General features: G+C 63.9%; 28 protein-coding genes and 2 tRNA genes. All 30 read left to right on the top strand.

All coding sequences use genetic code 11. The annotated features are described in order from the left end of the window. Positions 1–15 precede the first annotated feature (15 nt). The 30 genes from HEP75_RS16770 to rpsN all read left to right on the top strand — a co-directional run bounded on the left by HEP75_RS16770 (position 16) and on the right by rpsN (position 25,899). Positions 16–91, top strand: a tRNA-Thr gene (locus HEP75_RS16770). A gap of 45 nt (positions 92–136) precedes the next feature. Beyond that, positions 137–1,327 (top strand): elongation factor Tu, encoded by a 1,191-nt coding sequence (gene tuf / locus HEP75_RS16765; RefSeq protein WP_060747701.1) that lies wholly within the window; start codon positions 137–139, stop codon positions 1,325–1,327. 134 nt (positions 1,328–1,461) lie between these two features. After that, positions 1,462–1,537 (top strand) — tRNA-Trp (locus tag HEP75_RS16760). A 50-nt stretch (positions 1,538–1,587) separates the two neighbouring features. After that, positions 1,588–2,001: a preprotein translocase subunit SecE gene (gene secE, locus HEP75_RS16755; RefSeq protein WP_185813746.1), complete on the top strand. Its 414-nt coding sequence runs from the start codon at positions 1,588–1,590 to the stop codon at positions 1,999–2,001. A 13-nt stretch (positions 2,002–2,014) separates the two neighbouring features. Then, positions 2,015–2,572 carry a transcription termination/antitermination protein NusG gene (nusG, locus tag HEP75_RS16750; protein ID WP_185813745.1) on the top strand — a complete coding sequence of 186 codons (558 nt, stop codon included), beginning with the start codon at positions 2,015–2,017 and terminating at the stop codon, positions 2,570–2,572. A gap of 200 nt (positions 2,573–2,772) precedes the next feature. Then, complete coding sequence (gene rplK / locus HEP75_RS16745) at positions 2,773–3,201, top strand: 50S ribosomal protein L11 (RefSeq protein WP_145699993.1); 429 nt, start codon at positions 2,773–2,775, stop codon at positions 3,199–3,201. A gap of 3 nt (positions 3,202–3,204) precedes the next feature. Continuing rightward, a complete protein-coding gene (rplA, locus tag HEP75_RS16740; protein WP_185813744.1) occupies positions 3,205–3,903 on the top strand; it encodes a 50S ribosomal protein L1 in 699 nt (232 codons plus the stop codon). A gap of 489 nt (positions 3,904–4,392) precedes the next feature. Next, positions 4,393–4,932 carry a 50S ribosomal protein L10 gene (gene rplJ, locus HEP75_RS16735; RefSeq protein WP_185813743.1) on the top strand — a complete coding sequence of 180 codons (540 nt, stop codon included), beginning with the start codon at positions 4,393–4,395 and terminating at the stop codon, positions 4,930–4,932. 64 nt (positions 4,933–4,996) lie between these two features. Beyond that, the gene (gene rplL, locus HEP75_RS16730) at positions 4,997–5,368 is read left to right on the top strand and encodes a 50S ribosomal protein L7/L12 (RefSeq protein WP_185813742.1); all 372 of its coding nucleotides are present in this window, start codon (positions 4,997–4,999) and stop codon (positions 5,366–5,368) included. A gap of 297 nt (positions 5,369–5,665) precedes the next feature. Beyond that, on the top strand, positions 5,666–9,817 hold the full coding sequence (gene rpoB / locus HEP75_RS16725; RefSeq protein WP_185813741.1) for a DNA-directed RNA polymerase subunit beta: 4,152 nt from the start codon (positions 5,666–5,668) through the stop codon (positions 9,815–9,817). A gap of 89 nt (positions 9,818–9,906) precedes the next feature. Beyond that, positions 9,907–14,124, top strand: coding sequence for a DNA-directed RNA polymerase subunit beta' (rpoC, locus tag HEP75_RS16720; RefSeq protein WP_185813740.1), 4,218 nt, complete (start codon positions 9,907–9,909; stop codon positions 14,122–14,124). A gap of 222 nt (positions 14,125–14,346) precedes the next feature. Continuing rightward, on the top strand, positions 14,347–14,721 hold the full coding sequence (gene rpsL / locus HEP75_RS16715) for a 30S ribosomal protein S12 (RefSeq protein WP_003469157.1): 375 nt from the start codon (positions 14,347–14,349) through the stop codon (positions 14,719–14,721). Between the two features lie 14 nt (positions 14,722–14,735). Continuing rightward, the gene (rpsG, locus tag HEP75_RS16710; protein WP_185813739.1) at positions 14,736–15,203 is read left to right on the top strand and encodes a 30S ribosomal protein S7; all 468 of its coding nucleotides are present in this window, start codon (positions 14,736–14,738) and stop codon (positions 15,201–15,203) included. A 140-nt stretch (positions 15,204–15,343) separates the two neighbouring features. Further along, positions 15,344–17,434 (top strand): elongation factor G, encoded by a 2,091-nt coding sequence (fusA, locus tag HEP75_RS16705; RefSeq protein ID WP_185813738.1) that lies wholly within the window; start codon positions 15,344–15,346, stop codon positions 17,432–17,434. 90 nt (positions 17,435–17,524) lie between these two features. Continuing rightward, positions 17,525–18,715, top strand: a complete 1,191-nt coding sequence (tuf, locus tag HEP75_RS16700) for an elongation factor Tu (protein WP_060747701.1) — start codon at positions 17,525–17,527, stop codon at positions 18,713–18,715. Between the two features lie 486 nt (positions 18,716–19,201). Next, a complete protein-coding gene (gene rpsJ / locus HEP75_RS16695) occupies positions 19,202–19,537 on the top strand; it encodes a 30S ribosomal protein S10 (protein WP_003470680.1) in 336 nt (111 codons plus the stop codon). Between the two features lie 11 nt (positions 19,538–19,548). Next, a complete protein-coding gene (gene rplC, locus HEP75_RS16690) occupies positions 19,549–20,199 on the top strand; it encodes a 50S ribosomal protein L3 (RefSeq protein WP_046979794.1) in 651 nt (216 codons plus the stop codon). A gap of 12 nt (positions 20,200–20,211) precedes the next feature. Then, a complete protein-coding gene (gene rplD / locus HEP75_RS16685; RefSeq protein ID WP_185813737.1) occupies positions 20,212–20,817 on the top strand; it encodes a 50S ribosomal protein L4 in 606 nt (201 codons plus the stop codon). Next, positions 20,814–21,113, top strand: a complete 300-nt coding sequence (gene rplW, locus HEP75_RS16680; RefSeq protein ID WP_003470672.1) for a 50S ribosomal protein L23 — start codon at positions 20,814–20,816, stop codon at positions 21,111–21,113. Before rplD ends, rplW begins: the two co-directional genes overlap by 4 nt. 10 nt (positions 21,114–21,123) lie before the next feature. Further along, positions 21,124–21,951: a 50S ribosomal protein L2 gene (gene rplB, locus HEP75_RS16675; protein ID WP_046979791.1), complete on the top strand. Its 828-nt coding sequence runs from the start codon at positions 21,124–21,126 to the stop codon at positions 21,949–21,951. 6 nt (positions 21,952–21,957) lie between these two features. Beyond that, positions 21,958–22,227, top strand: a complete 270-nt coding sequence (gene rpsS / locus HEP75_RS16670) for a 30S ribosomal protein S19 (protein WP_003470666.1) — start codon at positions 21,958–21,960, stop codon at positions 22,225–22,227. A 12-nt stretch (positions 22,228–22,239) separates the two neighbouring features. Continuing rightward, positions 22,240–22,575 carry a 50S ribosomal protein L22 gene (gene rplV / locus HEP75_RS16665; protein WP_003470663.1) on the top strand — a complete coding sequence of 112 codons (336 nt, stop codon included), beginning with the start codon at positions 22,240–22,242 and terminating at the stop codon, positions 22,573–22,575. Between the two features lie 18 nt (positions 22,576–22,593). Beyond that, positions 22,594–23,328, top strand: a complete 735-nt coding sequence (gene rpsC / locus HEP75_RS16660) for a 30S ribosomal protein S3 (protein WP_003470660.1) — start codon at positions 22,594–22,596, stop codon at positions 23,326–23,328. A 5-nt stretch (positions 23,329–23,333) separates the two neighbouring features. Further along, a complete protein-coding gene (gene rplP, locus HEP75_RS16655) occupies positions 23,334–23,747 on the top strand; it encodes a 50S ribosomal protein L16 (RefSeq protein WP_012915063.1) in 414 nt (137 codons plus the stop codon). After that, positions 23,747–23,932 carry a 50S ribosomal protein L29 gene (rpmC, locus tag HEP75_RS16650; protein WP_185813736.1) on the top strand — a complete coding sequence of 62 codons (186 nt, stop codon included), beginning with the start codon at positions 23,747–23,749 and terminating at the stop codon, positions 23,930–23,932. Before rplP ends, rpmC begins: the two co-directional genes overlap by 1 nt. Positions 23,933–23,943: 11 nt before the next feature. Further along, complete coding sequence (rpsQ, locus tag HEP75_RS16645; protein WP_046979797.1) at positions 23,944–24,213, top strand: 30S ribosomal protein S17; 270 nt, start codon at positions 23,944–23,946, stop codon at positions 24,211–24,213. Between the two features lie 14 nt (positions 24,214–24,227). Then, positions 24,228–24,596 (top strand): 50S ribosomal protein L14, encoded by a 369-nt coding sequence (rplN, locus tag HEP75_RS16640; RefSeq protein ID WP_003486699.1) that lies wholly within the window; start codon positions 24,228–24,230, stop codon positions 24,594–24,596. Positions 24,597–24,611: 15 nt separating this feature from the next. Then, positions 24,612–24,929 carry a 50S ribosomal protein L24 gene (gene rplX, locus HEP75_RS16635; RefSeq protein ID WP_009607346.1) on the top strand — a complete coding sequence of 106 codons (318 nt, stop codon included), beginning with the start codon at positions 24,612–24,614 and terminating at the stop codon, positions 24,927–24,929. 11 nt (positions 24,930–24,940) lie between these two features. Continuing rightward, on the top strand, positions 24,941–25,483 hold the full coding sequence (rplE, locus tag HEP75_RS16630) for a 50S ribosomal protein L5 (protein ID WP_145701692.1): 543 nt from the start codon (positions 24,941–24,943) through the stop codon (positions 25,481–25,483). 110 nt (positions 25,484–25,593) lie between these two features. Continuing rightward, positions 25,594–25,899: a 30S ribosomal protein S14 gene (rpsN, locus tag HEP75_RS16625; RefSeq protein WP_179570573.1), complete on the top strand. Its 306-nt coding sequence runs from the start codon at positions 25,594–25,596 to the stop codon at positions 25,897–25,899. Positions 25,900–25,949 lie beyond the last annotated feature (50 nt).

The following is a 25,949-nucleotide window of genomic DNA, read 5'->3' as shown; positions in this document are numbered from 1 at the left end:
TCACAATAGAACTACGCTCACGTAGCTCAGTCGGTAGAGCACCTCCTTGGTAAGGAGGAGGTCGAAGGTTCGATTCCTTTCGTGAGCACCATCTTCAGTCTTCAAATCTTTCTACGATCACCGAGAAGAAGCAGCCATGGCCAAGGGTAAGTTCGAGCGCACCAAGCCGCACGTCAACGTCGGCACCATCGGTCACGTCGACCACGGCAAGACCACGCTGACCGCGGCGCTGACCAAGATCGGCGCAGAGCGCTTCGGCGGCGAGTTCAAGGCATACGACGCGATCGACGCGGCGCCGGAAGAGAAGGCGCGCGGCATCACGATCTCGACCGCGCACGTGGAGTACGAATCCCCGAACCGTCACTACGCGCACGTCGATTGCCCGGGTCACGCGGACTACGTCAAGAACATGATCACCGGTGCGGCGCAGATGGACGGCGCGATCCTGGTGTGCTCGGCCGCTGACGGCCCGATGCCGCAGACCCGCGAGCACATCCTGCTGTCGCGCCAGGTCGGCGTGCCGCACATCGTGGTGTTCCTGAACAAGGCCGACATGGTCGACGACGCCGAGCTGCTCGAGCTGGTCGAGATGGAAGTGCGCGAGCTGCTGAGCAAGTACGACTTCCCGGGCGACGACACCCCGATCATCCACGGTTCGGCGCGTCTGGCGCTGGAAGGCGACCAGAGCGAGATCGGCGTGCCGTCGATCCTGAAGCTGGTGGAAGCGCTGGATACGTTCATCCCGGAGCCGCAGCGCGACGTGGACAAGCCGTTCCTGATGCCGGTGGAAGACGTGTTCTCGATCTCCGGCCGCGGCACCGTGGTGACCGGTCGTATCGAGCGCGGCATCATCAAGGTGGGCGACGAAATCGAAATCGTCGGCATCCGCGCCACGCAGAAGACCACGGTCACCGGCGTGGAAATGTTCCGCAAGCTGCTGGACCAGGGCCAGGCGGGCGACAACGCCGGTCTGCTGCTGCGCGGCACCAAGCGTGACGACGTGGAGCGCGGCCAGGTGCTGTGCAAGCCGGGTTCGATCAAGCCGCACACCGAGTTCGAAGCCGAAGTCTACGTGCTGTCGAAGGACGAAGGCGGCCGTCACACCCCGTTCTTCAAGGGCTACCGTCCGCAGTTCTACTTCCGCACCACGGACATCACCGGCGCTTGCGAGCTGCCGGAAGGTGTGGAGATGGTGATGCCGGGCGACAACGTGAAGATGGTGGTCACGCTGATCAACCCGGTGGCGATGGACGAAGGCCTGCGTTTTGCGATCCGCGAAGGTGGCCGTACCGTCGGCGCCGGCGTGGTAGCCAAGATCATCAAGTAATGCCCGCTGCGGCGACTTCGGTCGCCGCAGTTTGACGATGTGCAGGCGGCTTCGGCCGCCGGGTTCAGCGAAGGGCGGGCCGGAACCTTCGGTCCGCCTTCGCCGTCTAAGGGAAGTGCAATCGTTCTTACTACACGCCAGTAGCTCAATTGGCAGAGCAGCGGTCTCCAAAACCGCAGGTTGGGGGTTCGAGTCCCTCCTGGCGTGCCAATTTGCCGCACCCTATCCAGTGACCTTGGTCGCATAGCCGCAAGAGTCGGATGAACAGCAAGATCGAGCATTCCAAAGGCAACGCCGCATCCACTGGTGGCGATATCGTCAAGTACGTCATCGCTGCCTTGCTGGTGGTTGCGGGCCTGTTTGTCTGGTTCTGGTTCGGCGAGCCGAGTCGTGCGACGCAGCTGGGTAGCTGGTCCGGGCCGCTGCGTGGCCTGGCGGTCATCGTCGGCCTGGTTGCGGCCGCCGCGGTGTTTCTGCTGACCGCCAAGGGGCGCGAGTCCCGCGAGTTCGTGTCCGAGTCCCGGTTCGAACTGCGCAAGGTGGTCTGGCCGACCCGTCAGGAAGCGATCCGCACCACCTGGGTCGTGATCGTGGTGGTGATCATTCTGAGTCTGCTGCTGGGTGGGTTCGATTTCCTGATCCAGAAGCTGATGCAGTGGTTCGTGAGTCGTTGAGGAGAGTGCAGCAGTGAAGCGTTGGTATGTCGTTCACGCCTATTCAGGCTTCGAGAAGTCCGTGGCCCAAGCGCTGCGCGACCGCATTGTGCGTGACGAGATGCAGGAGCGCTTCGGCGACGTGCTGGTGCCGACCGAGGAAGTGATCGAAATGCGCTCCGGCCAGAAGCGCCGTTCCGAGCGCAAGTTCTTTCCGGGCTACGTGCTGGTGCAGATCGAGACCCACGAAGAAGCCGGCATCCCGCGCATCGACAACGAAAGCTGGCACTTGGTCAAGGAAACCTCGAAGGTCATGGGGTTCATCGGCGGCACCGCCGATCGCCCGCTGCCGATCCGCGACGAAGAGGCCGATGCGATCCTGCAGCGCGTTCAGGATGGCGTGGAGAAGCCGCGTCCGAAGGTACTGTTCGAGCCGGGCCAAATGGTCCGCGTCACCGATGGCCCGTTCAACGACTTCAATGGCGTGGTCGAGGAAGTCAACTACGAGAAGAGCCGCCTGCGCGTCGCGGTGCTGATCTTCGGCCGCTCCACCCCGGTGGAGCTGGAATTCGGCCAGGTCGAGAAGGCCTGAGCCCGCGCCGGCGCAGCTGCGCCGGACGCCAAAATCTCTGCTATACTGCGCGGCTCGCTGTCCAGGCTCGCCGCCTGGCAGGGCCGGAAGCCGCCGCAAGGCGGCTTTCTGCGCACTTCAAACGTGATGGCGGGACACGTGATTTTCCCGTCGCGATGGGGAGCCTGCAAGTTGGGCGCTAGCACCCGGAGACCACTGAAATGGCAAAGAAAGTAGTCGGTTACATCAAGCTGCAGGTGAAGGCCGGTCAGGCCAATCCCTCGCCGCCGGTCGGTCCTGCGCTGGGTCAGCGCGGCCTGAACATCATGGAATTCTGCAAGGCGTTCAATGCCGCCACGCAGAAGCTGGAGCCGGGCCTGCCCACTCCGGTCATCATCACGGCCTATTCGGACCGTACCTTCACCTTCATCACCAAGAGCACCCCTGCGAGCGTGCTGTTGAAGAAGGCGGCAGGCGTCACCTCCGGTTCCAAGCGCCCGAACACCGAAAAGGTGGGCAAGGTCACCCGCAAGCAGCTCGAAGAGATCGCCAAGGCGAAGGAAGCCGACCTGACTGCAGCCGAGCTGGAAGCGGCGGTACGTACGATTGCGGGTTCCGCCCGCAGCATGGGCCTGACGGTGGAGGGTTAAGCGATGGCACAGACCAAGCGACAGAAAGCAATCCGTGCTGCCGTGCAGCCGGGCAAGGCGTATTCGATCGACGAAGCGCTGAAGATCCTCAAGTCCACCAGCAAGGCCAAGTTCGTCGAAGCCGTCGACGTGGCCGTGCGCCTGGGCGTGGATGCCAAGAAGTCCGACCAGCAGGTGCGCGGTTCCACCGTGCTGCCGGCCGGTACCGGCAAGAGCGTGCGCGTGGCGGTGTTCGCCCCGGCCGGCGCCAAGGCTGACGAAGCCCTGGCCGCTGGCGCCGAAGCCGTCGGTATGGACGACCTGGCCGAGAAGATGCAGGCCGGCGACCTGAACTACGACGTGGTCATCGCCACCCCGGACGCGATGCGCGTCGTCGGCAAGTTGGGCACGCTGCTGGGCCCGCGCGGCCTGATGCCGAACCCGAAGGTCGGCACCGTGTCGGCCAATCCGGCCGAAGCGGTGAAGAACGCCAAGTCGGGTCAGGTGCGCTACCGCACCGACAAGGCCGGCATCATCCATTGCACCATCGGCAAGGCCAGCTTCGAAGACGAAGCGCTGAAGAACAACCTGCAGGCGCTGCTGATGGACCTGGTCAAGGCCAAGCCGGCCACGTCCAAGGGTACCTACCTGCAGAAGATCTCGGTGAGCTCGACCATGGGTCCGGGCGTCACCGTCGATCAGGCTTCGCTGTCCCTGAAGTAATTCGCGATACGGCGGCGCTCCGCGAGGGGCGTCGCCGGTTCCACCCTTTTGAAGGCGTCGCCGAGGGGCAACCCGGAGCGAAGCCGTCAAAGACCGCAGGCGCGGTCGGCGCATACCGACGACGGGCACGGAAGCTCGATATGGCAAGGAGTCGCCGTCGGTACAGCGGGATCGCTTAATCCAGTCCCCTCGGGGACGCGCCGGCGTAGATGGTGCCGCCTTTCTGGAGTTTTTCTGGTTCAGGCCAGTTCGGGGTTTCCCGAGCGCGCTCACTCCAGGTCTGGAACGGCCACCAACTGGGATGCCATTCGGCGTCCCCGGCATCCAGGATGGAGGCCGCCCAGGACCGCAAGCGGCAGGAGCCGCAAGCGGAGTTTGTTTGAAGCGAGGATTCGCGATTCGCGATCGGGGATTGGCAAGGGCGGCGGTATCGCTCCTGACGAATCCCGAATCACCAATCCCGACTCTCTGCTTTAACGGAGGAGTGCAATGGCTCTCAATCTGTCCCAGAAGCAAGAAGTCGTCGCCGAACTGGCAGACGTTGCCGCGAAGGCTCACTCCTTGGTTGCTGCCGAGTACGCCGGCATCACGGTCGCCCAGCTGACCGCGATGCGCAAGAAGGCGCGCGAAACCGGTGTGTACTTGCGTGTTGTCAAGAACACCCTGGCCGCGCGTGCCGTTGCCGGTACCGAATACGAGTGCGTCCAGGACGCGCTGGTCGGTCCGCTGCTGTATGCGTTCTCGACGGAAGAACCCGGCGCTGCCGGTCGTCTGATCAAGGAATTCGCCAAGGGTAACGACAAGCTGCAAGCCAAGGTCGTGTCGATGGGTGGCCAGCTGTATCCGGCCGCTCACCTCGAGGTGTTGGCATCGCTGCCGACCCGCGAGCAGGCGCTGGCCATGCTGGCACGCGTCCTCGCCGAGCCGGCGAGCATGTTTGCACGCGCGGTCAAGGCAGTGGGCGACAAGCTCGGTGGTGGCGAAGAAGCCCCCGCCGCAGCGGAAGAAGCCCCGGCCGAAACGGCTTAAGTTCGCGACACCTGAAACGGTTCACTAGAACCTCATCCAGAAAAAAATTCCAAAGGTAATCACAATGTCCCTGTCTAACGAACAGATCGTCGACGCAATCGCCGAAAAGACCCTCATGGAAGTGATGGAGCTGGTCAAGGCCATCGAAGAGAAGTTTGGCGTCTCCGCCGCCGCCCCGGTCGCCGCTGCCGGCCCGGCCGCTGCTGCTGCCCCGGTCGAAGAGCAGACCGAGTTCAACGTCATCCTGAAGGCTATCGGCGAGAAGAAGGTCGAAGTCATTAAGGCCGTCCGCGCCATCACCGGCCTGGGCCTGAAGGAAGCGAAGGACCTCGTCGAAGGTGCTCCGCAGACCGTCAAGGAAGCCGTGTCGAAGGAAGATTCCGAGAAGTTCAAGAAGGATCTCGAGGCCGCCGGCGCGACCGTCGAAATCAAGTAATCGGCATCTTGCATCGCCAGCGTGTCAGGTGATGCATCGAAGGCTGGGGACGCAAGTCCCCGGCCTTTGGCCGTTTCAGGCGGGAACCGGGAATAGGGAATGGGGAATCGGAAAAGCCGCGTCGCGTGCTCTCCCGATTCCCGTGTCTCCATTCCCGATTCCCAGCCTCATCGAGTTGGTAGTTGGAAGTAGCAAGAGAAGGCGTGCTGGTGCCGGCAATACCAGCGACTTCCAACTGACAATTTATGTTCACTCAGGGCCGCGGACGCGCGGCCCGCACAGCCAAGGTGATACCTCATGACGTCTTATTCGTTCACCGAAAAGAAGCGTATCCGCAAGGATTTCGGCAAGCAGCGCTCGATCCTCGAAGTGCCGTTCCTGCTGGCGATCCAGGTGGATTCCTACCGCGAATTCCTGCAGGAAAACACCGATCCGAACAAGCGTTCGGACCACGGCCTGCACGCGGCCCTGAAATCGGTGTTCCCGATCTCCAGCTACAGCGGCAACGCGGCCCTGGAGTACGTCGGCTACAAGCTGGGCGACCCGGTGTTCGACGAGCGTGAATGCCGCCAGCGCGGCATGAGCTACGGCGCCCCGCTGCGCGTGACCGTGCGCCTGGTGATCTACGACCGCGAGTCCTCGACCAAGGCCATCAAGTACGTGAAGGAGCAGGAGGTCTATCTCGGCGAAATCCCGCTGATGACCGACAACGGCACCTTCATCGTCAACGGCACCGAGCGCGTCATCGTCTCGCAGCTGCACCGTTCGCCGGGCGTGTTCTTCGACCACGACCGCGGCAAGACCCACAGCTCGGGCAAGCTGCTGTACAGCGCCCGCATCATCCCGTACCGCGGTTCCTGGCTGGACTTCGAGTTCGACCCGAAGGACGCGCTGTTCACCCGTATCGACCGCCGCCGCAAGCTGCCGGTGTCGATCCTGCTGCGCGCGCTCGGTTACTCGAACGAAGAGATGCTGGCCGAGTTCTTCGAGATCAACACCTTCCACATCGACCCGAAGGAAGGCGTGCAGCTGGAGCTGGTGCCCGAGCGCCTGCGCGGCGAGACGCTGAACTTCGACCTGGCCGATGGCGACAAGGTCATCGTCGAGGCCGGCAAGCGCATCACCGCGCGCCACGTCAAGCAGCTGGAAGCCGCCGGCGTCGCCGCGCTGGCCGTGCCCGACGAGTACCTGGTCGGCCGCATCCTGTCGCACGACGTGGTCGATGCCTCGACCGGCGAACTGCTGGCCAGCGCCAACGACGAGATCAGCGAAGATCAGCTGACCGCGTTCCGCAAGGCCGGCGTAGACGCCGTGGGCACGCTGTGGGTCAACGATCTGGATCGTGGTCCGTACCTGTCCAACACCCTGCGCATCGATCCGACCAAGACCCAGCTGGAAGCGCTGGTCGAGATCTATCGCATGATGCGTCCCGGCGAGCCGCCGACCAAGGATGCCGCGCAGAACCTGTTCCACAACCTGTTCTTCACCTTCGAGCGCTACGACCTGTCCACGGTCGGCCGCATGAAGTTCAACCGCCGTGTCGGCCGCAAGGAAGTCACCGGCGAGTCGGTGCTGTACGACAAGAAGTACTTCGGCGAGCGCAACGACGAAGAGTCCAAGCGCCTGGTCGCCGAGCATGCCGACAGCTCCGACATCCTGGAAGTGATCAAGGTCCTGACCGAGATCCGCAACGGCCGCGGCGTGGTCGACGACATCGACCACCTCGGCAACCGTCGCGTGCGTTCGGTCGGCGAAATGGCCGAGAACGTGTTCCGCGTGGGCCTGGTCCGCGTCGAGCGCGCGGTCAAGGAGCGCCTGTCGATGGCCGAATCCGAAGGCCTGACCCCGCAGGAACTGATCAACGCCAAGCCGGTGGCCGCCGCGATCAAGGAGTTCTTCGGCTCCTCGCAGCTGTCGCAGTTCATGGATCAGAACAACCCGCTGTCGGAAGTGACGCACAAGCGCCGCGTCTCCGCGCTGGGCCCGGGCGGTCTGACCCGCGAACGCGCCGGCTTCGAAGTGCGCGACGTGCATCCGACCCACTACGGCCGCGTCTGCACCATCGAGACGCCGGAAGGCCCGAACATCGGCCTGATCAACTCGCTGGCGGTGTATGCCCGCACCAATCAGTACGGCTTCCTGGAGACGCCGTACCGGAAGGTCGTGGACGGCCAGATCACCGACGACGTCGAATACCTGTCGGCGATCGAAGAGAACGAGTACGTGATCGCGCAGGCCAACGCGCTGCACGATTCCAAGAGCCGCCTGACCGAGCAGTTCGTGCCGTGCCGCTACCAGGGCGAGTCGCTGCTGAAGCCGCCGGCCGAAGTGCACTTCATGGACGTGTCGCCGATGCAGACCGTGTCCATCGCGGCGGCGCTGGTGCCGTTCCTGGAGCACGATGACGCCAACCGCGCACTGATGGGCGCGAACATGCAGCGCCAGGCCGTGCCGACGCTGCGTGCGCAGAAGCCGCTGGTCGGTACCGGCATCGAGCGCGCCGTGGCGCGCGACTCGGGCGTGACCGTGAACGCGCGCCGTGGCGGCGTGATCGAACAGATCGACGCCGGCCGCATCGTGGTCAAGGTCAACGAGGAAGAGATCGGCGGCGGCACCGATGCCGGCGTCGACATCTACAACCTGATCAAGTACACGCGTTCCAACCAGAACACCTGCATCAACCAGCGTCCGCTGGTCAATGTGGGCGACGTGATCGCGCGCGGCGACGTGCTGGCCGACGGTCCCTCGACCGACATCGGCGAACTGGCCCTGGGCCAGAACATGCTGATCGCGTTCATGCCGTGGAACGGCTACAACTTCGAAGACTCCATCCTGCTCTCCGAGCGCGTGGTGGAAGAGGATCGCTACACCACGATCCACATCGAAGAGCTGACCTGCGTGGCGCGCGACACCAAGCTGGGGCCGGAGGAAATCTCCGCCGACATCCCGAACGTGTCCGAGCAGGCGCTGAACCGCCTGGACGAGTCGGGCGTGGTGTACATCGGCGCCGAAGTGCGCGCCGGCGACATCATGGTCGGCAAGGTCACGCCGAAGGGCGAGAGCCAGCTGACCCCGGAAGAGAAGCTGCTGCGCGCGATCTTCGGCGAGAAGGCCTCCGATGTGAAGGACAGCTCGCTGCGCGTGCCGCCGGGCATGGACGGCACCGTCATCGACGTGCAGGTGTTCACCCGCGACGGCATCGAGAAGGACAAGCGCGCCCGCCAGATCGAGGAAAACGAGATCAAGCGGGTCAAGAAGGACTTCGACGACCAGTTCCGCATCCTGGAAAGCGCGATCTATGCGCGTCTGCGCACCCAGCTGATCGGCAAGGTCGCCAACGGCGGTCCGAACCTGAAGAAGGGCGACACCGTCACCGACGCGTACCTGGACGGGCTGAAGAAGTCCGACTGGTTCGCGCTGCGTATGAAGGACGAGGAGCCGTCCGACGCGATCGAGCGCGCGCAGAAGCAGATCCAGGCGCACGAGAAGGAATTCGAGCGTCGCTTCGCCGACAAGCGCGGCAAGATCACCGCCGGCGACGACCTCGCCCCGGGCGTGCTGAAGATGGTCAAGGTGTTCCTGGCGGTGAAGCGCCGCATTCAGCCCGGCGACAAGATGGCCGGTCGCCACGGCAACAAGGGTGTCGTGTCGATGATCCAGCCGATCGAGGACATGCCGTACATGGCCAACGGCGAGACCGTTGACATCGTGCTGAACCCGCTCGGCGTGCCGTCGCGCATGAACATCGGCCAGGTGCTGGAAGTGCATCTGGGCTGGGCCGCCAAGGGCCTGGGTCGCAAGATCCAGAACATGCTCGAGGCGCAGACCAAGGTCGCCGACCTGCGCAAGTTCCTGACCCAGATCTACAACCACGACCAGAAGCTGGGCGAGGACCGTGTGGACCTGGATCAGTTCAGCGACGCGGAGCTGCTGCGCCTGGCCGGCAACCTGACCGACGGCGTGCCGATGGCCACCCCGGTGTTCGACGGTGCGACGGAAGCGGAGATCAAGCACATGCTCGAGCTCGCCGACCTGCCGATCAGCGGCCAGACCCAGCTGTACGACGGCCGCACCGGCGAGGCGTTCGATCGCCACACCACGGTCGGCTACATGCACATGCTGAAGCTGAACCACTTGGTCGACGACAAGATGCACGCGCGCTCCACCGGTCCGTACTCGCTCGTCACCCAGCAGCCGCTGGGCGGCAAGGCGCAGTTCGGTGGCCAGCGCTTCGGCGAAATGGAAGTCTGGGCGCTGGAAGCCTACGGCGCGGCCTACACCCTGCAGGAAATGCTGACGGTGAAGTCCGACGACGTGCAGGGCCGCAACCAGATGTACAAGAACATCGTCGACGGCGAGCACGAGATGGTCGCGGGCATGCCGGAATCCTTCAACGTCCTGGTGAAGGAAATCCGCTCGCTGGCCATCAACATGGAACTGGAAGACTGATCGCGCAGGCGCGGGTGCCGCAGGGCACCCGCGCCGCCGCAGCGCTCTGACAGCCCATCGACACGTATTCCTCCTTTCGGAGAAACACCATGAAAGACCTGCTCAACCTCTTCAACCAGCAGCGCCAGACGCTGGACTTCGACGCGATCAAGATCGCGTTGGCCTCGCCGGACCTGATCCGTTCGTGGTCCTTCGGCGAAGTGAAGAAGCCGGAAACGATCAACTACCGTACCTTCAAGCCCGAGCGCGACGGCCTGTTCTGCGCCGCGATCTTCGGTCCGATCAAGGACTACGAGTGCCTGTGCGGCAAGTACAAGCGCATGAAGCACCGTGGCGTGGTCTGCGAGAAGTGCGGCACCGAAGTGACCCTGGCCAAGGTGCGCCGCGAGCGCATGGGCCACATCGACCTGGCCTCGCCGGTCGCGCACATCTGGTTCCTGAAGTCGCTGCCGTCGCGCATCGGCCTGATGCTGGACATGACCCTGCGCGACATCGAGCGCGTGCTGTACTTCGAAGCCTATGTGGTGACCGAGCCGGGCCTGACCGCCCTGGAGCGCCGCCAGCTGCTGACCGAAGAGCAGTTCCTGACCGCGCGCCAGGAGCACGGCGACGACTTCGACGCCGCGATGGGCGCCGAGGCGGTGTACGAGCTGCTGCGCACGATCGACCTGCAGTCGGAAATGACCCGCCTGCGCGAAGAGATCGCCGGCACCGGGTCGGAAACCAAGCTCAAGCGTCTGACCAAGCGCATCAAGCTGGTCGAAGCCTTCCTCGAGTCGGGCAACCGTCCGGAGTGGATGGTGATGACCGTGCTGCCGGTGCTGCCGCCGGATCTGCGCCCGCTGGTGCCGCTGGACGGCGGCCGCTTCGCGACCTCCGATCTGAACGACCTGTACCGCCGCGTCATCAACCGCAACAACCGACTGCGTCGCCTGCTCGAGCTCAATGCGCCGGACATCATCGTGCGCAACGAAAAGCGCATGCTGCAGGAATCGGTGGATGCGCTGCTGGACAACGGCCGTCGCGGCCGTGCCATCACCGGCACGAACAAGAGGCCTTTGAAGTCGCTGGCCGACATGATCAAGGGCAAGCAGGGCCGGTTCCGCCAGAACCTGCTCGGCAAGCGCGTGGACTACTCCGGCCGTTCGGTCATCGTGGTCGGCCCGACCCTGCGCCTGCACGAGTGCGGCCTGCCGAAGAAGATGGCGCTGGAGCTGTTCAAGCCGTTCGTGTTCGCCAAGCTGCAGCGTCGCGGCCTGGCCACCACCATCAAGGCCGCCAAGAAGCTGGTCGAGCGCGAAGAAGCCGAAGTCTGGGACATCCTGGAAGAGGTCATCCGCGAGCACCCGGTGCTGCTGAACCGTGCGCCGACCCTGCACCGCCTGGGTATCCAGGCGTTCGAGCCGGTGCTGATCGAAGGCAAGGCGATCCAGCTGCATCCGCTGGTGTGTACCGCGTTCAACGCCGACTTCGACGGCGACCAGATGGCCGTGCACGTGCCGCTGTCGCTGGAAGCGCAGCTGGAAGCGCGCGCGCTGATGATGTCCACCAACAACATCCTGTCGCCGGCCAACGGCGAGCCGATCATCGTGCCGTCGCAGGACGTGGTGCTGGGCCTGTACTACATGAGCCGCGCCCTGGAGAACAAGAAGGGCGAGGGCATGGTGTTCGCCAACATCGCCGAAGTGAAGCGCGCCTACGACAACCGCGTCGTCGAACTGCACGCCAAGGTCAAGGTTCGCATCACCGAGACGGTGATCGACGAGGACGGCAGCCGCAGCAAGAAGACCTCGATCGTGGACACCACGATCGGGCGCGCGCTGCTGGCCGAAATCCTGCCGGACGGCCTGCCGTTCGCGCTGGCCAACACCGAGCTGACCAAGAAGAACATCAGCCGCCTGATCAACTCCAGCTACCGCCAGCTGGGTCTGAAGGACAGCGTCGTGTTCGCCGACAAGCTGATGTACACCGGCTTCGCCTACGCGACCCGCGCCGGCGTGTCGATCGGCATCGACGACATGCTGATCCCGTCGGAGAAGAAGGGCATCCTCGGCGAAGCCGAGCAGGAAGTGCTGGAAATCCAGGAGCAGTACCAGTCCGGTCTGGTCACCGCCGGCGAGCGCTACAACAAGGTCGTGGACATCTGGTCGCGCACCAACGAGCGCATCGCCAAGGCGATGATGGACACCATCGGTACCGAGAAGGTCACCAATGCCAAGGGCGAGATCATCGACCAGAAGTCGATGAACTCCCTTTACATCATGGCCGACTCCGGTGCGCGTGGTAGCCAGGCGCAGATCCGTCAGCTGGCCGGTATGCGCGGCCTGATGGCGCGTCCGGACGGCTCGATCATCGAGACCCCGATCAAGGCCAACTTCCGCGAAGGCCTGAACGTGCAGGAGTACTTCAACTCCACCCACGGCGCGCGTAAGGGTCTGGCCGATACCGCGCTGAAGACCGCCAACTCGGGTTACCTGACCCGGCGTCTGGTCGACGTGGCGCAGGACGTGGTCATCACCGAACCGGATTGCGGCACCAGCGACGGCCTGACCATGACCCCGATCGTGGAAGGCGGCGACGTGGTCGAGCCGTTGAAGGATCGCGTGCTCGGTCGCGTGGTGGCCGAGGACGTGTTCCTGCCGGGCAACGACGAGGATCCGATCGTCACCCGCAACACGCTGCTCGACGAGCAGTGGGTGGCCAAGCTGGAAGAGGCCGGCGTGCAGACGCTGAAGGTGCGCTCCACGATCACCTGCGAATCCTCGTTCGGCGTGTGCGCCCGCTGCTACGGCCGCGACCTGGCGCGCGGTCACCTGGTCAACATCGGCGAAGCGGTCGGCGTCATCGCCGCGCAGTCGATCGGCGAGCCGGGTACCCAGCTGACCATGCGTACCTTCCACATCGGCGGCGCAGCTTCGCGTGCGGCGGCGGTGGACAACATCACGGTCAAGACCACCGGTTCGATCAAGTTCAACAACCTCAAGTCGGTCGAGCACGCCAACGGTTCGCTGGTGGCGGTGTCGCGTTCGGGCGAACTGTCCGTGCTCGACGGCCACGGCCGCGAGCGCGAGCGCTACAAGCTGGCCTACGGCGCCACGATCACCGCGAAGGACGGCGACGCGGTCAAGGCCGGCCAGTCGGTCGCCAACTGGGATCCGCATAACCACCCGATCGTGTCGGAAGTGGCCGGTTTCATCCGCTTCATCGACTTCATCGACGGCGTCACCGTCATCGAGAAGACCGACGATCTGACCGGCCTGGCCTCGCGCGAGATCACCGATCCGAAGCGTCGCGGCGCCCAGGCCAAGGACCTGCGCCCGATCGTGCGCATCGTCGACGGCAAGGGCAACGACCTGACCATCCCGGGCACCGATCTGCCGGCGCAGTACCTGCTGCCGCCGCGCTCGATCGTCAACCTGCAGGACGGTGCGGCGGTGGGCGTGGGCGACGTGGTCGCCAAGATCCCGCAGGAAGCGTCCAAGACCCGCGACATCACCGGTGGTCTGCCGCGCGTGGCCGATCTGTTCGAAGCGCGCAAGCCGAAGGATCCCGCGATCCTGGCCGAGCGCTCGGGCATCATCAGCTTCGGCAAGGACACCAAGGGCAAGCAGCGCCTGATCATCAAGGACACCGATGGTTCGGAACACGAAGAGCTGATCCCGAAGTATCGCCAGATCATTGTGTTCGAAGGCGAGCACGTGGCCAAGGGCGAGACCGTGGTCGACGGCGAGCCGAGCCCGCAGGACATCCTGCGCCTGCTCGGCGTGGAGCCGCTGGCCGCCTACCTGGTCAAGGAAATCCAGGACGTGTATCGCCTGCAGGGCGTGAAGATCAACGACAAGCACATCGAGGTCATCACCCGGCAGATGCTGCGCAAGGTCGAGATCACCGACCAGGGCAACAGCAAGTTCCTCAACGGCGAGCAGGCCGAGCGCCAGCGCGTCATCGAGGAAAATGCCCGCCTGGTGCCTCGCAACGAACTGCCGGCCAAGTACGACCCGGTGCTGCTGGGCATCACCAAGGCCTCGCTGGCCACCGAGTCGTTCATCTCGGCGGCGTCGTTCCAGGAAACCACCCGCGTCCTCACCGAGGCGGCGGTCCGCGGCACCAGCGACACGCTGCGCGGCCTGAAGGAAAACGTGATCGTCGGCCGTCTGATCCCGGCCGGCACCGGCCTGGCCTACCACGCCCAGCGTCGCCGTGGCGCGTCCGGCCTGACCGAGTCGGAGATGCAGACCCTGTCCGGCGGCAACGCCGAGGCGGCGGTCGAAACGCCCGCACCGGCGGCTGCCAGCAGCGAAGAGTGAGCCTGATCGGCCCCGTGCGCGGGGCTGGTCGTACCAAGCGAAAAGGGGCGCAGCGGACGCGCCCCGTGTTCCGGTCCGGGAGGGACCAGCAAGTTAAGTTTCCGTTGAGTTGACGGAGCTTTTACTTGCCCGCTATACTTTCCTGTCTCGGCAGGCCGTCCTTCGGCCTGCCTTCGTTTTCACGCATCCAGGCCCCACGGCCTCAATCAGAAGAATCCACTGATGGCGACGATCAACCAGCTGGTCCGCAAGCCGCGGCAGGCGACCACCTACAAGAGCGCCTCCCCGGCGCTTGACAAGTGCCCGCAGCGCCGTGGCGTCTGCACGCGCGTGTACACCACCACCCCGAAGAAGCCGAACTCGGCCCTGCGTAAGGTCGCCAAGGTGCGCCTGACGAACCAGGAAGAGGTCATCAGCTACATCGGTGGCGAAGGCCACAACCTGCAGGAGCACTCCGTGGTCCTGATCCGCGGCGGTCGCGTCAAGGATCTGCCGGGCGTGCGCTACCACACCGTGCGCGGTTCGCTCGATGCCGCCGGCGTCGCCAAGCGTCGCCAGGGTCGTTCCAAGTACGGCGCCAAGCGTCCGAAGAGCTAAGGGAAAGCACACAAATGTCTCGTAAAGGTTCTACTCCGCAGCGCACCGTCCTGCCGGATCCCAAGCACGGCAGCGAAACCATCGCCCGTTTCATCAACATGGTGATGCTGAGCGGCAAGAAGTCGGTCGCCGAAAAGATCGTCTATGGCGCAATGGACGTCATCGGCGAGAAAAACCCGAACGCGGTCGAGCTGGTGCAGAAGGCACTGGACAACGTCGCTCCGGCGGTCGAAGTCAAGTCGCGTCGCGTCGGCGGTGCCACGTACCAGGTGCCGGTCGAGGTGCGTACCTCCCGTCGCATGGCGCTGGCCATGCGCTGGCTGATCGACTCGGCGCGCAAGCGCGGCGAGAACTCGATGCCGCGCAAGCTCGCGGCCGAGCTGGTCGACGCCTCGGAAAACCGTGGTGGCGCCATCAAGAAGCGTGAAGAAACCCACCGCATGGCGGAAGCGAACAAGGCGTTCGCGCATTACCGCTGGTGACCTTCCGGGCCTTGGAAACAGGGCCCGTCAGCACAATCTATATGTGCTGCTAGCGGCGCCGCTGAGCGCTGCACAAATCCGAAGGCCGCCGCAAGGCGGCGTTCGGCCATCCGCAATCCAAGAATTCTGAGAGGCTCCCTGTGGCCCGCAACACTCCCATCGAGCGTTACCGTAACTTCGGCATCATGGCTCACATCGATGCCGGCAAGACCACCACCTCCGAACGCATCCTGTTCTACACCGGCGTCAGCCACAAGATCGGCGAGGTGCATGACGGTGCCGCGACGATGGACTGGATGGAGCAGGAGCAGGAGCGTGGCATCACCATCACCTCCGCCGCGACCACCGCGTTCTGGAGCGGCATGGACAAGTCGCTGCCGCAGCACCGCTTCAACATCATCGACACCCCCGGGCACGTCGACTTCACCATCGAAGTCGAGCGTTCGCTGCGCGTGCTCGACGGCGCGGTGTTCGTGCTGTGCGCGGTCGGCGGCGTGCAGCCGCAGTCCGAGACCGTGTGGCGCCAGGCCAACAAGTACTCGGTGCCGCGTCTTGCCTTCGTCAACAAGATGGACCGTACCGGCGCCAACTTCGACAAGGTGGTCGAGCAGCTGAAGTCGCGCCTGGGTGCCTACCCGGTGCCGATGCAGGTGCCGATCGGCGCCGAAGACGGCTTCGAGGGCGTGGTCGACCTGCTCAAGATGAAGGCGGTCCATTGGGATACCGCCTCGCAGGGCACCGTGTTCGAGTACCGCGAGATCCCCGCCAACCTGGCCGACAAGGCCGTCGAGGCGCGCGCGTTCATGGTCGAGGCCGCGGCCGAAGCCAACGAAGAGCTGATGGACAAGTACCTCAACGAGGGCGAGCTGTCCGAAGAGGAAATCGTCAGCGGCCTGCGCGAGCGCACCCTGAAGGTGGAAGTGGTGCCGGTGTACTGCGGCACCGCGTTCAAGAACAAGGGCGTGCAGGCGATGCTCGACGGCGTGATCCAGCTGCTGCCGTCGCCCAGCGACCGTCCGCCGGTCAAGGGCATCGACGAGGACGACAAGGAAGACAGCCGTCCGGCCACCGACACCGCGCCGTTCTCGGCGCTGGCGTTCAAGATCATGACCGACCCGTTCGTGGGTTCGCTGACCTTCTTCCGCGTCTACTCCGGCACGCTGAACTCCGGCGACCAGGTGTACAACCCGGTCAAGTCGAAGAAGGAGCGCGTGGGCCGCATCCTGCAGATGCACTCCAACAATCGCGAAGAGATCAAGGAAGTGCGCGCGGGCGACATCGCCGCGGCGGTGGGCCTGAAGGATGTCACCACCGGCGACACGCTGTGCGCGCAGGACCACATCATCATCCTGGAGCGCATGGTGTTCCCGGAGCCGGTGATCTCGATGGCGGTGGAGCCGAAGACCAAGTCGGACCAGGAAAAGATGGGTATCGCGCTGAGCCGTCTGGCCCAGGAAGATCCCTCGTTCCGCGTCAACACCGACGAAGAATCCGGCCAGACCATCATTCGCGGCATGGGCGAGTTGCACCTGGAAATCATGGTCGACCGCATGAAGCGCGAGTTCAACGTCGAAGCCAACGTCGGCAAGCCGCAGGTAGCTTACCGCGAGACCATCCGCAAGGCGGTCAAGCAGGAAGGCAAGTTCGTGCGCCAGTCCGGCGGTAAGGGTCAGTACGGTCATGTCGTGCTCGAGATCGAGCCGCAGGAACGTGGCCTGGGCTACACCTTCGAGAACGCGATCGTCGGCGGCGTGGTGCCCAAGGAATACATCCCGGCAGTCGACAAGGGCATCCAGGAAGCGGTGGCCAACGGCGTGATGGCCGGCTACCCGATCGTGGACATCAAGGTGCGCCTGATCGACGGCTCGTACCATGACGTCGACTCCTCGGAAATGGCGTTCAAGATCGCCGGCTCGATGGGCTTCAAGGAAGGCTTCAACAAGGCCAGCCCGGTCCTGCTGGAGCCGATCATGAAGGTCGAAGTGGTGACCCCGGAAGACTATCTGGGCGACGTGATGGGCGACGTCAGCCGTCGTCGCGGCATCCTGCAGGGCCAGGACGACAGTCCGTCCGGCAAGGTGATCAACGCGATGGTGCCGCTGGGCGAAATGTTCGGCTACGCCACCACGCTGCGCTCCATGTCGCAGGGTCGCGCCACGTTCTCGATGGAATTCGACCATTACGCCGAAGCGCCGGCCAACATCGCCGAATCGGTCATCAAGAAAAGCTGACTTTAGCGAGACGGGATCCGGGATGCGGGCATAGCCACTCCCGCATCCCGCTCCCTTGTCCCCAATTACGAATTACAAGGTAAATACATCATGGCAAAGGGTAAGTTCGAGCGCACCAAGCCGCACGTCAACGTCGGCACCATCGGTCACGTCGACCACGGCAAGACCACGCTGACCGCGGCGCTGACCAAGATCGGCGCAGAGCGCTTCGGCGGCGAGTTCAAGGCATACGACGCGATCGACGCGGCGCCGGAAGAGAAGGCGCGCGGCATCACGATCTCGACCGCGCACGTGGAGTACGAATCCCCGAACCGTCACTACGCGCACGTCGATTGCCCGGGTCACGCGGACTACGTCAAGAACATGATCACCGGTGCGGCGCAGATGGACGGCGCGATCCTGGTGTGCTCGGCCGCTGACGGCCCGATGCCGCAGACCCGCGAGCACATCCTGCTGTCGCGCCAGGTCGGCGTGCCGCACATCGTGGTGTTCCTGAACAAGGCCGACATGGTCGACGACGCCGAGCTGCTCGAGCTGGTCGAGATGGAAGTGCGCGAGCTGCTGAGCAAGTACGACTTCCCGGGCGACGACACCCCGATCATCCACGGTTCGGCGCGTCTGGCGCTGGAAGGCGACCAGAGCGAGATCGGCGTGCCGTCGATCCTGAAGCTGGTGGAAGCGCTGGATACGTTCATCCCGGAGCCGCAGCGCGACGTGGACAAGCCGTTCCTGATGCCGGTGGAAGACGTGTTCTCGATCTCGGGCCGCGGCACCGTGGTGACCGGCCGTATCGAGCGCGGCATCATCAAGGTAGGCGACGAAATCGAAATCGTCGGCATCCGCGCCACGCAGAAGACCACGGTCACCGGCGTGGAAATGTTCCGCAAGCTGCTGGACCAGGGCCAGGCGGGCGACAACGCCGGTCTGCTGCTGCGCGGCACCAAGCGTGACGACGTGGAGCGCGGCCAGGTGCTGTGCAAGCCGGGTTCGATCAAGCCGCACACCGAGTTCGAAGCCGAAGTGTACGTGCTGTCGAAGGACGAGGGCGGCCGTCACACCCCGTTCTTCAAGGGCTACCGTCCGCAGTTCTACTTCCGCACCACCGACATCACCGGCGCTTGCGAGCTGCCGGAAGGTGTGGAGATGGTGATGCCGGGCGACAACGTGAAGATGGTGGTCACGCTGATCAACCCGGTGGCGATGGACGAAGGCCTGCGTTTCGCGATCCGCGAAGGCGGCCGCACCGTCGGCGCCGGCGTGGTGGCCAAGATCATCAAGTAATGCCCGCATGTGTCGGCGGCCCTTCCGGGCCGTCCGGCCGGTGGCGACCGCGGCTTCGGCTGGCGGTTCAACGAAGGGTCGGCGCAAGCCGGCCCTTCGTCGTTTTGCGCAAGGGCAGGGCGGTATGAAATTCTTGCCGCGACATGTTGCGGGCAGGTGAAACAGTCGCTATAATGCGCGGCTCGGCATTCCTGGGTAGGGTGCCGGATACACCGCGAAAAGAGAGGCAGGACGCCCCTCGTGTTCGCCAGACCGGGAAGGTCGCGCTGCATCAAGCAATCAACGGCCTTGCGCTGTTGACGTTGTTTTATCTGCGCATTATACTTTTCCGTCTGGGCAGGCCGGGTAACTGGTCTGCCTCAGTTTTTGGGCGGAGGAATGGCCCTCGCCAGCTGGATGCTCGGCGGTATACGACGTCAGGAAATAATCGGGGCAGGTATCCCAGAGGCCTTGCCCGTCGCTCTTTTAACGAAGGAACCCACCGCCATGGCGGAGCAAAAGACCGGTCAGAAAGCGGATCAGAAGATCCGGATTCGGCTGAAGGCGTTCGATCATCGTCTGATCGACCGTTCGGCCAGCGAGATCGTTGAGACGGCTAAGCGGACCGGCGCGCAAGTGCGCGGCCCGATCCCGCTGCCGACCAAGATCGAACGCTACACCATTCTCGTTTCTCCGCACGTCGACAAGGACGCGCGCGACCAGTACGAGACCCGCACGCACAAGCGCGTGCTCGACATCATCGGCCCTAACGACAAGACCGTGGACGCGCTGATGAAGCTCGAGCTCGCGGCGGGCGTCGATGTCCAGATCAAGTTGACCTGAGGACTACGACCATGACGAAGAAATATTCGTTGGGCTTCGTGGGCCGCAAGGCCGGCATGAGCCGCGTCTTCACCGAAGACGGCCGCTCCATCCCGGTGACCCTGATCGAAGCGACCCCGAACCGCATCACCCAGCTCAAGACCGTCGAAAGCGACGGCTACAGCGCCGTGCAGATCACCGTGGGCGCCCGTCGCGCCGCGCTGGTCAATAAGCCTGCCTCCGGCCACTACGCCAAGGCGAAGGTCGAAGCCGGTCGCGGCCTGTGGGAGTTCCGCGTTGAAGACGCGCAGCTGGGCGATTACGCCATCGGCGGCGAGATCAAGGCGGACATCTTCGAGGTCGGCCAGAAGGTCGACGTCCAGGGCGTCACCAAGGGTAAGGGTTTCCAGGGTACCATCAAGCGGTACAACTTCCGCATGGGCGATGCCACCCACGGTAACTCGCTGTCGCATCGCGCGCCGGGTTCGCTGGGTCAGCGCCAGACCCCGGGTCGCGTTTTCCCGGGCAAGAAGATGTCCGGCCACATGGGCGCGGTGCAGCAGAGCACGCAGAATCTGGAAGTGGTCAAGGTCGACGTCGAGCGTGGCCTCATCGCCATTCGCGGCGCTGTGCCTGGCGCTGCCGGTGGCGACGTGATCGTGCGTCCGGCTAGCAAGGCATAAGGAGAGATGACGATGGAACTCGTTATCACGGGTAGCAACAACAAGGTCTCGGTCTCCGACGCCGTGTTCGGTCGCGATTTCAGCGAGGATCTGGTCCACCAGGTCGTCGTCGCTTATCGCAACGCCGGCCGCGCCGGCACCAAGGCGCAGAAGACGCGTTCGGAAGTCAACGGCACCACCAAGAAGTCGAAGAAGCAGAAGGGCGGTGGCGCACGCCACGGCGCGCTGACCGCTCCGATCTTCGTCGGCGGCGGCGTGACCTTCGCGGCCAAGCCGCGCAGCTTCGAGCAGAAGGTGAACCGCAAGATGTATCGCGCCGCGATCTGCGCGATCCTTTCGGAGCTCAACCGCCAGGGTCGCCTGATGGTCGTCGAGGCGTTCGACGTCGAGGCCAGCAAGACCAAGGATCTGATCGAGAAGCTGAAGGGTCTGGAAGTGGGCAAGCGCCCGCTGATCGTGACCGAAGAAGCGTCCGAGCATCTGTACCTGTCGGCGCGCAACCTTCCCTACGTGGAAGTGCGTGACGTGCAGGGCCTGGATCCGGTGTCGCTGGTCGGGGCCGATACGGTCGTGATCACCGCCGATGCGGTCAAGAAGGTCGAGGAGTGGCTGGCATGAGCAGCAACGAAAAAATCTTCAGCGTGCTGCGTGCCCCGCGTGTCTCCGAAAAGACCGCGCGCCTGCAGGAACTCTCCAATCAGTACGTCTTCGAGATCTCGAGCGAAGCCACCAAGGCCGATGTCAAGGCCGCGGTCGAGCAGCTGTTCGACGTCAAGGTCGAGTCGGTCAACGTGTTGAACGTCAAGGGCAAGAACAAGTCCTTCCGTTCGCGCAGCGGTCGTCGCGGCGATTGGCGCAAGGCGTACGTGCGTCTGGCCGAAGGCCAGTCCATCGACGTAACGGCCAAGGCCTGAGGTCCATCCCATGCCATTGATGAAATTCAAACCCACTTCTCCCGGCCGTCGTTCGGCCGTGCGCGTGGTCACGCCCGATCTGCACAAGGGCGCTCCGCATGCAGCGCTGCTGGAGCCGCAGAGCAAGTCCGGTGGTCGTAACCACCATGGCCGCATCACCACCCGTCACGTCGGCGGTGGCCACAAGCAGCATTACCGCCTGATCGACTTCAAGCGCAACAAGGAAGGCATTCCGGCGCGCGTGGAGCGGATCGAATACGATCCGAACCGCACCGCCCATATCGCCCTGCTGTGCTACGCCGACGGCGAGCGCCGCTACATCATCGCGCCGAAGGGCCTGAAGGCCGGCGACCAGGTGATCGCGGGTTCGGATGCGCCGATCAAGACCGGCAACACCCTGCCGCTGCGCAACATCCCGGTCGGTACGACGGTGCACGGCATCGAGCTGAAGCCGGGCAAGGGCGCGCAGATCGCGCGCGCTGCCGGCGCCGCGGTGCAGCTGGTCGCGCGTGAAGGCATCTACGCCACCCTGCGTCTTCGCTCCGGCGAAATGCGCAAGGTGCCGGTCGAGTGCCGCGCCACCATCGGCGAAGTCGGCAACGACGAGCACAACCTCGAGAAGCTGGGCAAGGCAGGCGCCAAGCGCTGGCGCGGCGTGCGTCCGACCGTTCGCGGTGCGGCCATGAACCCCGTCGATCACCCGCACGGTGGTGGTGAGGCGAAGGCCGGTCAGGGTAATCCGCATCCGGTCACCCCCTGGGGTGTGCCGACCAAGGGTTACAAGACGCGCCATAACAAGCGCACCGAACAATTCATCGTCCGCGATCGTAGGGGCTAATCGACCATGGCACGTTCACTCAAGAAAGGCCCGTTCGTCGATCACCACCTCGTCAAGAAGGTGGAGGCCGCGGCCGGCAGCAAGCGTCCGATCAAGACCTGGTCGCGTCGCTCGATGATCCTGCCGGAGATGGTGGGTTTCACCATCGCCGTGCACAACGGCAAGAACCACGTTCCGGTGCTCGTCAACGAGAACATGGTCGGCCACAAGCTCGGCGAATTTGCCGTCACCCGGACCTTCAAGGGTCACGGTGGCGACAAGAAGTCGAGCCGGTAAGGAGAGATGACGATGGAAGCGAAAGCAATCCTGCGCACTGCGCGCATCTCCCCGCAGAAGGCCCGCCTGGTCGCCGACCAGGTGCGCGGTCTTTCCGCCGAGCGGGCGGTCAACCTGCTGAAGTTCTCGGATAAGAAGGCTGCCCACCTGATCAAGAAGGTGGTGGAGTCGGCGATCGCCAATGCCGAGAACAACCAGGGCGCGGATGTCGACGAGCTGAAGGTCAAGACCATCATGGTTGATGAAGGTCCGACCCTGAAGCGTTTCATGGCGCGGGCGAAAGGCCGCGGTACCCGCATCCTCAAGCGCACCAGCCACATCACTGTGGTTGTGGGCGCCGCCAAGTAAAGCGGAAAGGAAAAGACGATGGGTCATAAAGTTCATCCGATTGGAATCCGCTTGGGTGTCTCCAAGGACTGGAATTCCAAGTGGTACGCCAACAAGGGCGAGTTTGCCGGTTACCTGGCAGCCGACCTCAAGGTTCGCGAAATGCTGCGCAAGAAATTGGCGCAGGCGGGCATCAGCAAGATCCTGATCGAGCGTCCGGCCAAGACCGCGCGTGTGACGATCCACACCGCCCGTCCGGGCGTGGTGATCGGCAAGCGCGGTGAGGACATCGAGAAGCTGCGCAAGGAAGTGAGCGAGATGATGGGCGTCCCCGCCCACATCAACGTCACCGAAGTGCGCAAGCCGGAGCTGGATGCGCAGCTGGTCGCCGAGTCGATCGCGCAGCAGCTGGAGCGTCGCATCATGTTCCGCCGCGCGATGAAGCGCTCGGTCGGCAACGCGATGCGCCTGGGTGCCCTGGGCATCAAGGTCAACGTCGCTGGCCGCTTGAACGGTGCGGAAATCGCCCGTTCCGAGTGGTACCGCGAGGGCCGCGTGCCGCTGCATACGCTGCGTGCCGACATCGACTATGGCTTCGCTGAAGCCAAGACGACCTACGGCATCATCGGCATCAAGGTGTGGATCTACAAGGGCGAGATCTTCGATTTCTCCCAGGTTGGCCAGGAAAAGCAGGACGATTCCCCGCGCAACGATCGTAACGATCGCGGCGACCGTGGTGACCGTCCGTCGCGTCCGGCTCGTGAAGCGAGGTAACGGCAATGTTGCAACCCAAGCGAACCAAATACCGCAAGATGCACAAGGGCCGTAACGACGGCCTGGCGTGGAGCGGCAACGCCGTCAGCTTCGGCGAGTACGGGCTGAAGGCCACCGCGCACGGTCAGCTGACCGCGCGCCAGATCGAAGCGGCGCGCCGCTCGATCAGCCGCTACGTCAAGCGCGGCGGCAAGATGTGGATCCGCGTGTTCCCGGACAAGCCGATCACCAAGAAGCCGATCGAAGTGCGAATGGGCTCCGGTAAGGGCAACGTCGAGTACTGGGTCGCCCAGATCCAGCCCGGTCGCATGATCTATGAAATCGAAGGTGTCGGCGAAGATATCGCGCGCGAGGCGTTCCGCCTGGCCGCCGCCAAGCTTTCGGTGACCACCACCTTCGTGACTCGGACGGTACGCTGATGGACATCAAACAACTCCGCGAGAAGTCGGCTGACGATCTGAAGGTGCACCTGACCGATCTGCGCAAGGAGCAGTTCGCCCTACGCATGCAGCAGGTCACCGGGCAGCTGCCGAAGACCCACGAAACCCGCCGGGTGCGCCGCGAGATTGCTCGCGTGAAGTACCTGATCGGCAGCACGAAGTAAGGATGGCCGCCATGAGCGACACTAACGAAAGCAAGACGCTGCGCACGGTCGAAGGCCGCGTCGTCAGCAACAAGATGGACAAGACCGTCACCGTGCTGGTGGAGCGTCAGGTCAAGCATGCGCTGTACGGCAAGTACATCAAGCGCTCGACCAAGCTCCACGCCCACGACGCCGACAACGCCTGCAACGAAGGCGATGTCGTGCGCGTGACCGAGATTGCGCCGCTGTCCAAGACCAAGAACTGGCGGGTGGTTGAAATCGTCACCCGTTCGGCCGAATAAGGGAGATCTGAATCATGATCCAGATGCAGAGCTACCTCGATGTCGCCGATAACTCCGGTGCCAAGGAAGTGATGTGCATCAAGGTGCTCGGCGGCTCCAAGCGCCGCTACGCGCACATTGGCGACATCATCAAGGTCACCGTCAAGGACGCGATCCCGCGCGGCAAGGTCAAGAAGGGCGAAGTCTACGACGCCGTCGTGGTGCGTACCCGCAAGGGTGTGCGTCGTCCCGACGGTTCGCTGATCCGCTTCGACGGCAACGCTGCGGTGTTGCTCAACAACAAGCAGGAGCCGATCGGCACGCGCATCTTCGGGCCTGTTACCCGCGAGCTGCGTTCCGAGAAGTTCATGAAGATCGTCTCGCTCGCTCCTGAAGTGCTGTGAGCGGAGGACATACACATGGCTAACCGTATCAAGAAGGGCGACCAGGTTGTCGTCACTACCGGCAAGGACAAGGGCAAGCAGGGCGAAATCGTCCGCGTCGACGGCGATCGGGTGATCGTCTCCAACGCGAACATCGTCAAGCGCCATACCAAGCCGAACCCGCAGGCAGGCGTTGCCGGCGGCGTGGTCGAGCGTGAAGCGTCGATCCATATTTCCAACGTGGCGATCGTCAACCCGGCAACGGGCAAGGGCGAGCGCGTTGGCTTCAAGGTGCTGGAGGATGGACGCAAACTGCGTGTGTTCCGCTCCAGCGGTGAGGCGCTCGACGCCTGAGGAATGACACAATGAATTCCCGTCTCGAAAAGATCTACAAGGAAGAAGTGGTACCGGCTCTGATGAAGAAGTTCGGTTACACCAATCCGATGCAAGTGCCGAAGCTGGTCAAGGTCACCCTGAACATGGGCGTGGGCGAGGCGGCGACGAACAAGAAGATCCTGGAAAACGCCGTGGCCGACATGGCCAAGGTCTCCGGCCAGAAGCCGGTCGTCACCAAGTCGCGTATCTCGGTGGCGTCGTTCAAGATCCGCGATGGCTGGCCGATCGGCTGCAAGACCACGCTGCGTCGCGCCAAGATGTACGAGTTCCTGGATCGCCTGATCAACATCTCGCTGCCGCGCGTGCGCGACTTCCGTGGTGTGTCCGGTCGCTCCTTCGACGGTCGCGGCAACTTCAACATGGGTGTGAAGGAACAGATCATCTTCCCGGAAATCGACTTCGACGCCGTCGATGCGATCCGCGGCATGGATATCGCCATCACCACCACCGCCAAGACCGACGCCGAAGCGAAGGCGTTGCTCGAAGCGTTCAAGTTCCCGTTCCGTAACTGATTGACAGCCGGGATTCGGGGTTCGGGATCCGGGATTGGAAGGGCGCTGCCCACCACGTCCCGGCTCCTGTGACTCTCCAATCCCCAATCTCGAATCCCGAGGATTTACAGATGGCAAAGACCTCCATGGTCAACCGCGACATCAAGCGGAAGAAGCTGGCGAAGAAGTTCGCCGACAAGCGCGACGCGCTGAAGAAGATCATCGCCGCCGACAGCTCGTCCTACGACGAGAAGGCTGACGCGGTGGTCAAGCTGCAGAAGCTGCCGCGCGATTCGTCGCCGAGCCGCCAGCGCACCCGTTGCGAGCTGTCCGGTCGTCCGCGCGCCGTGTACCGCAAGTTCGGCCTCGGCCGCAACATGCTGCGCAAGGCGACGATGAACGGCGACGTGCCGGGCCTGCGCAAGGCCAGCTGGTAACAACCGGCGGTCCCGGCTCCGTTCGCGGAGCCCGGGGCAGGGCGGTCGCC

The sequence above is a fragment of the Xanthomonas sp. SI genome (genome assembly GCF_014236855.1).
GTDB lineage: Bacteria > Pseudomonadota > Gammaproteobacteria > Xanthomonadales > Xanthomonadaceae > Xanthomonas_A.
This window is presented reverse-complemented; position numbering and strand designations above follow the sequence as displayed.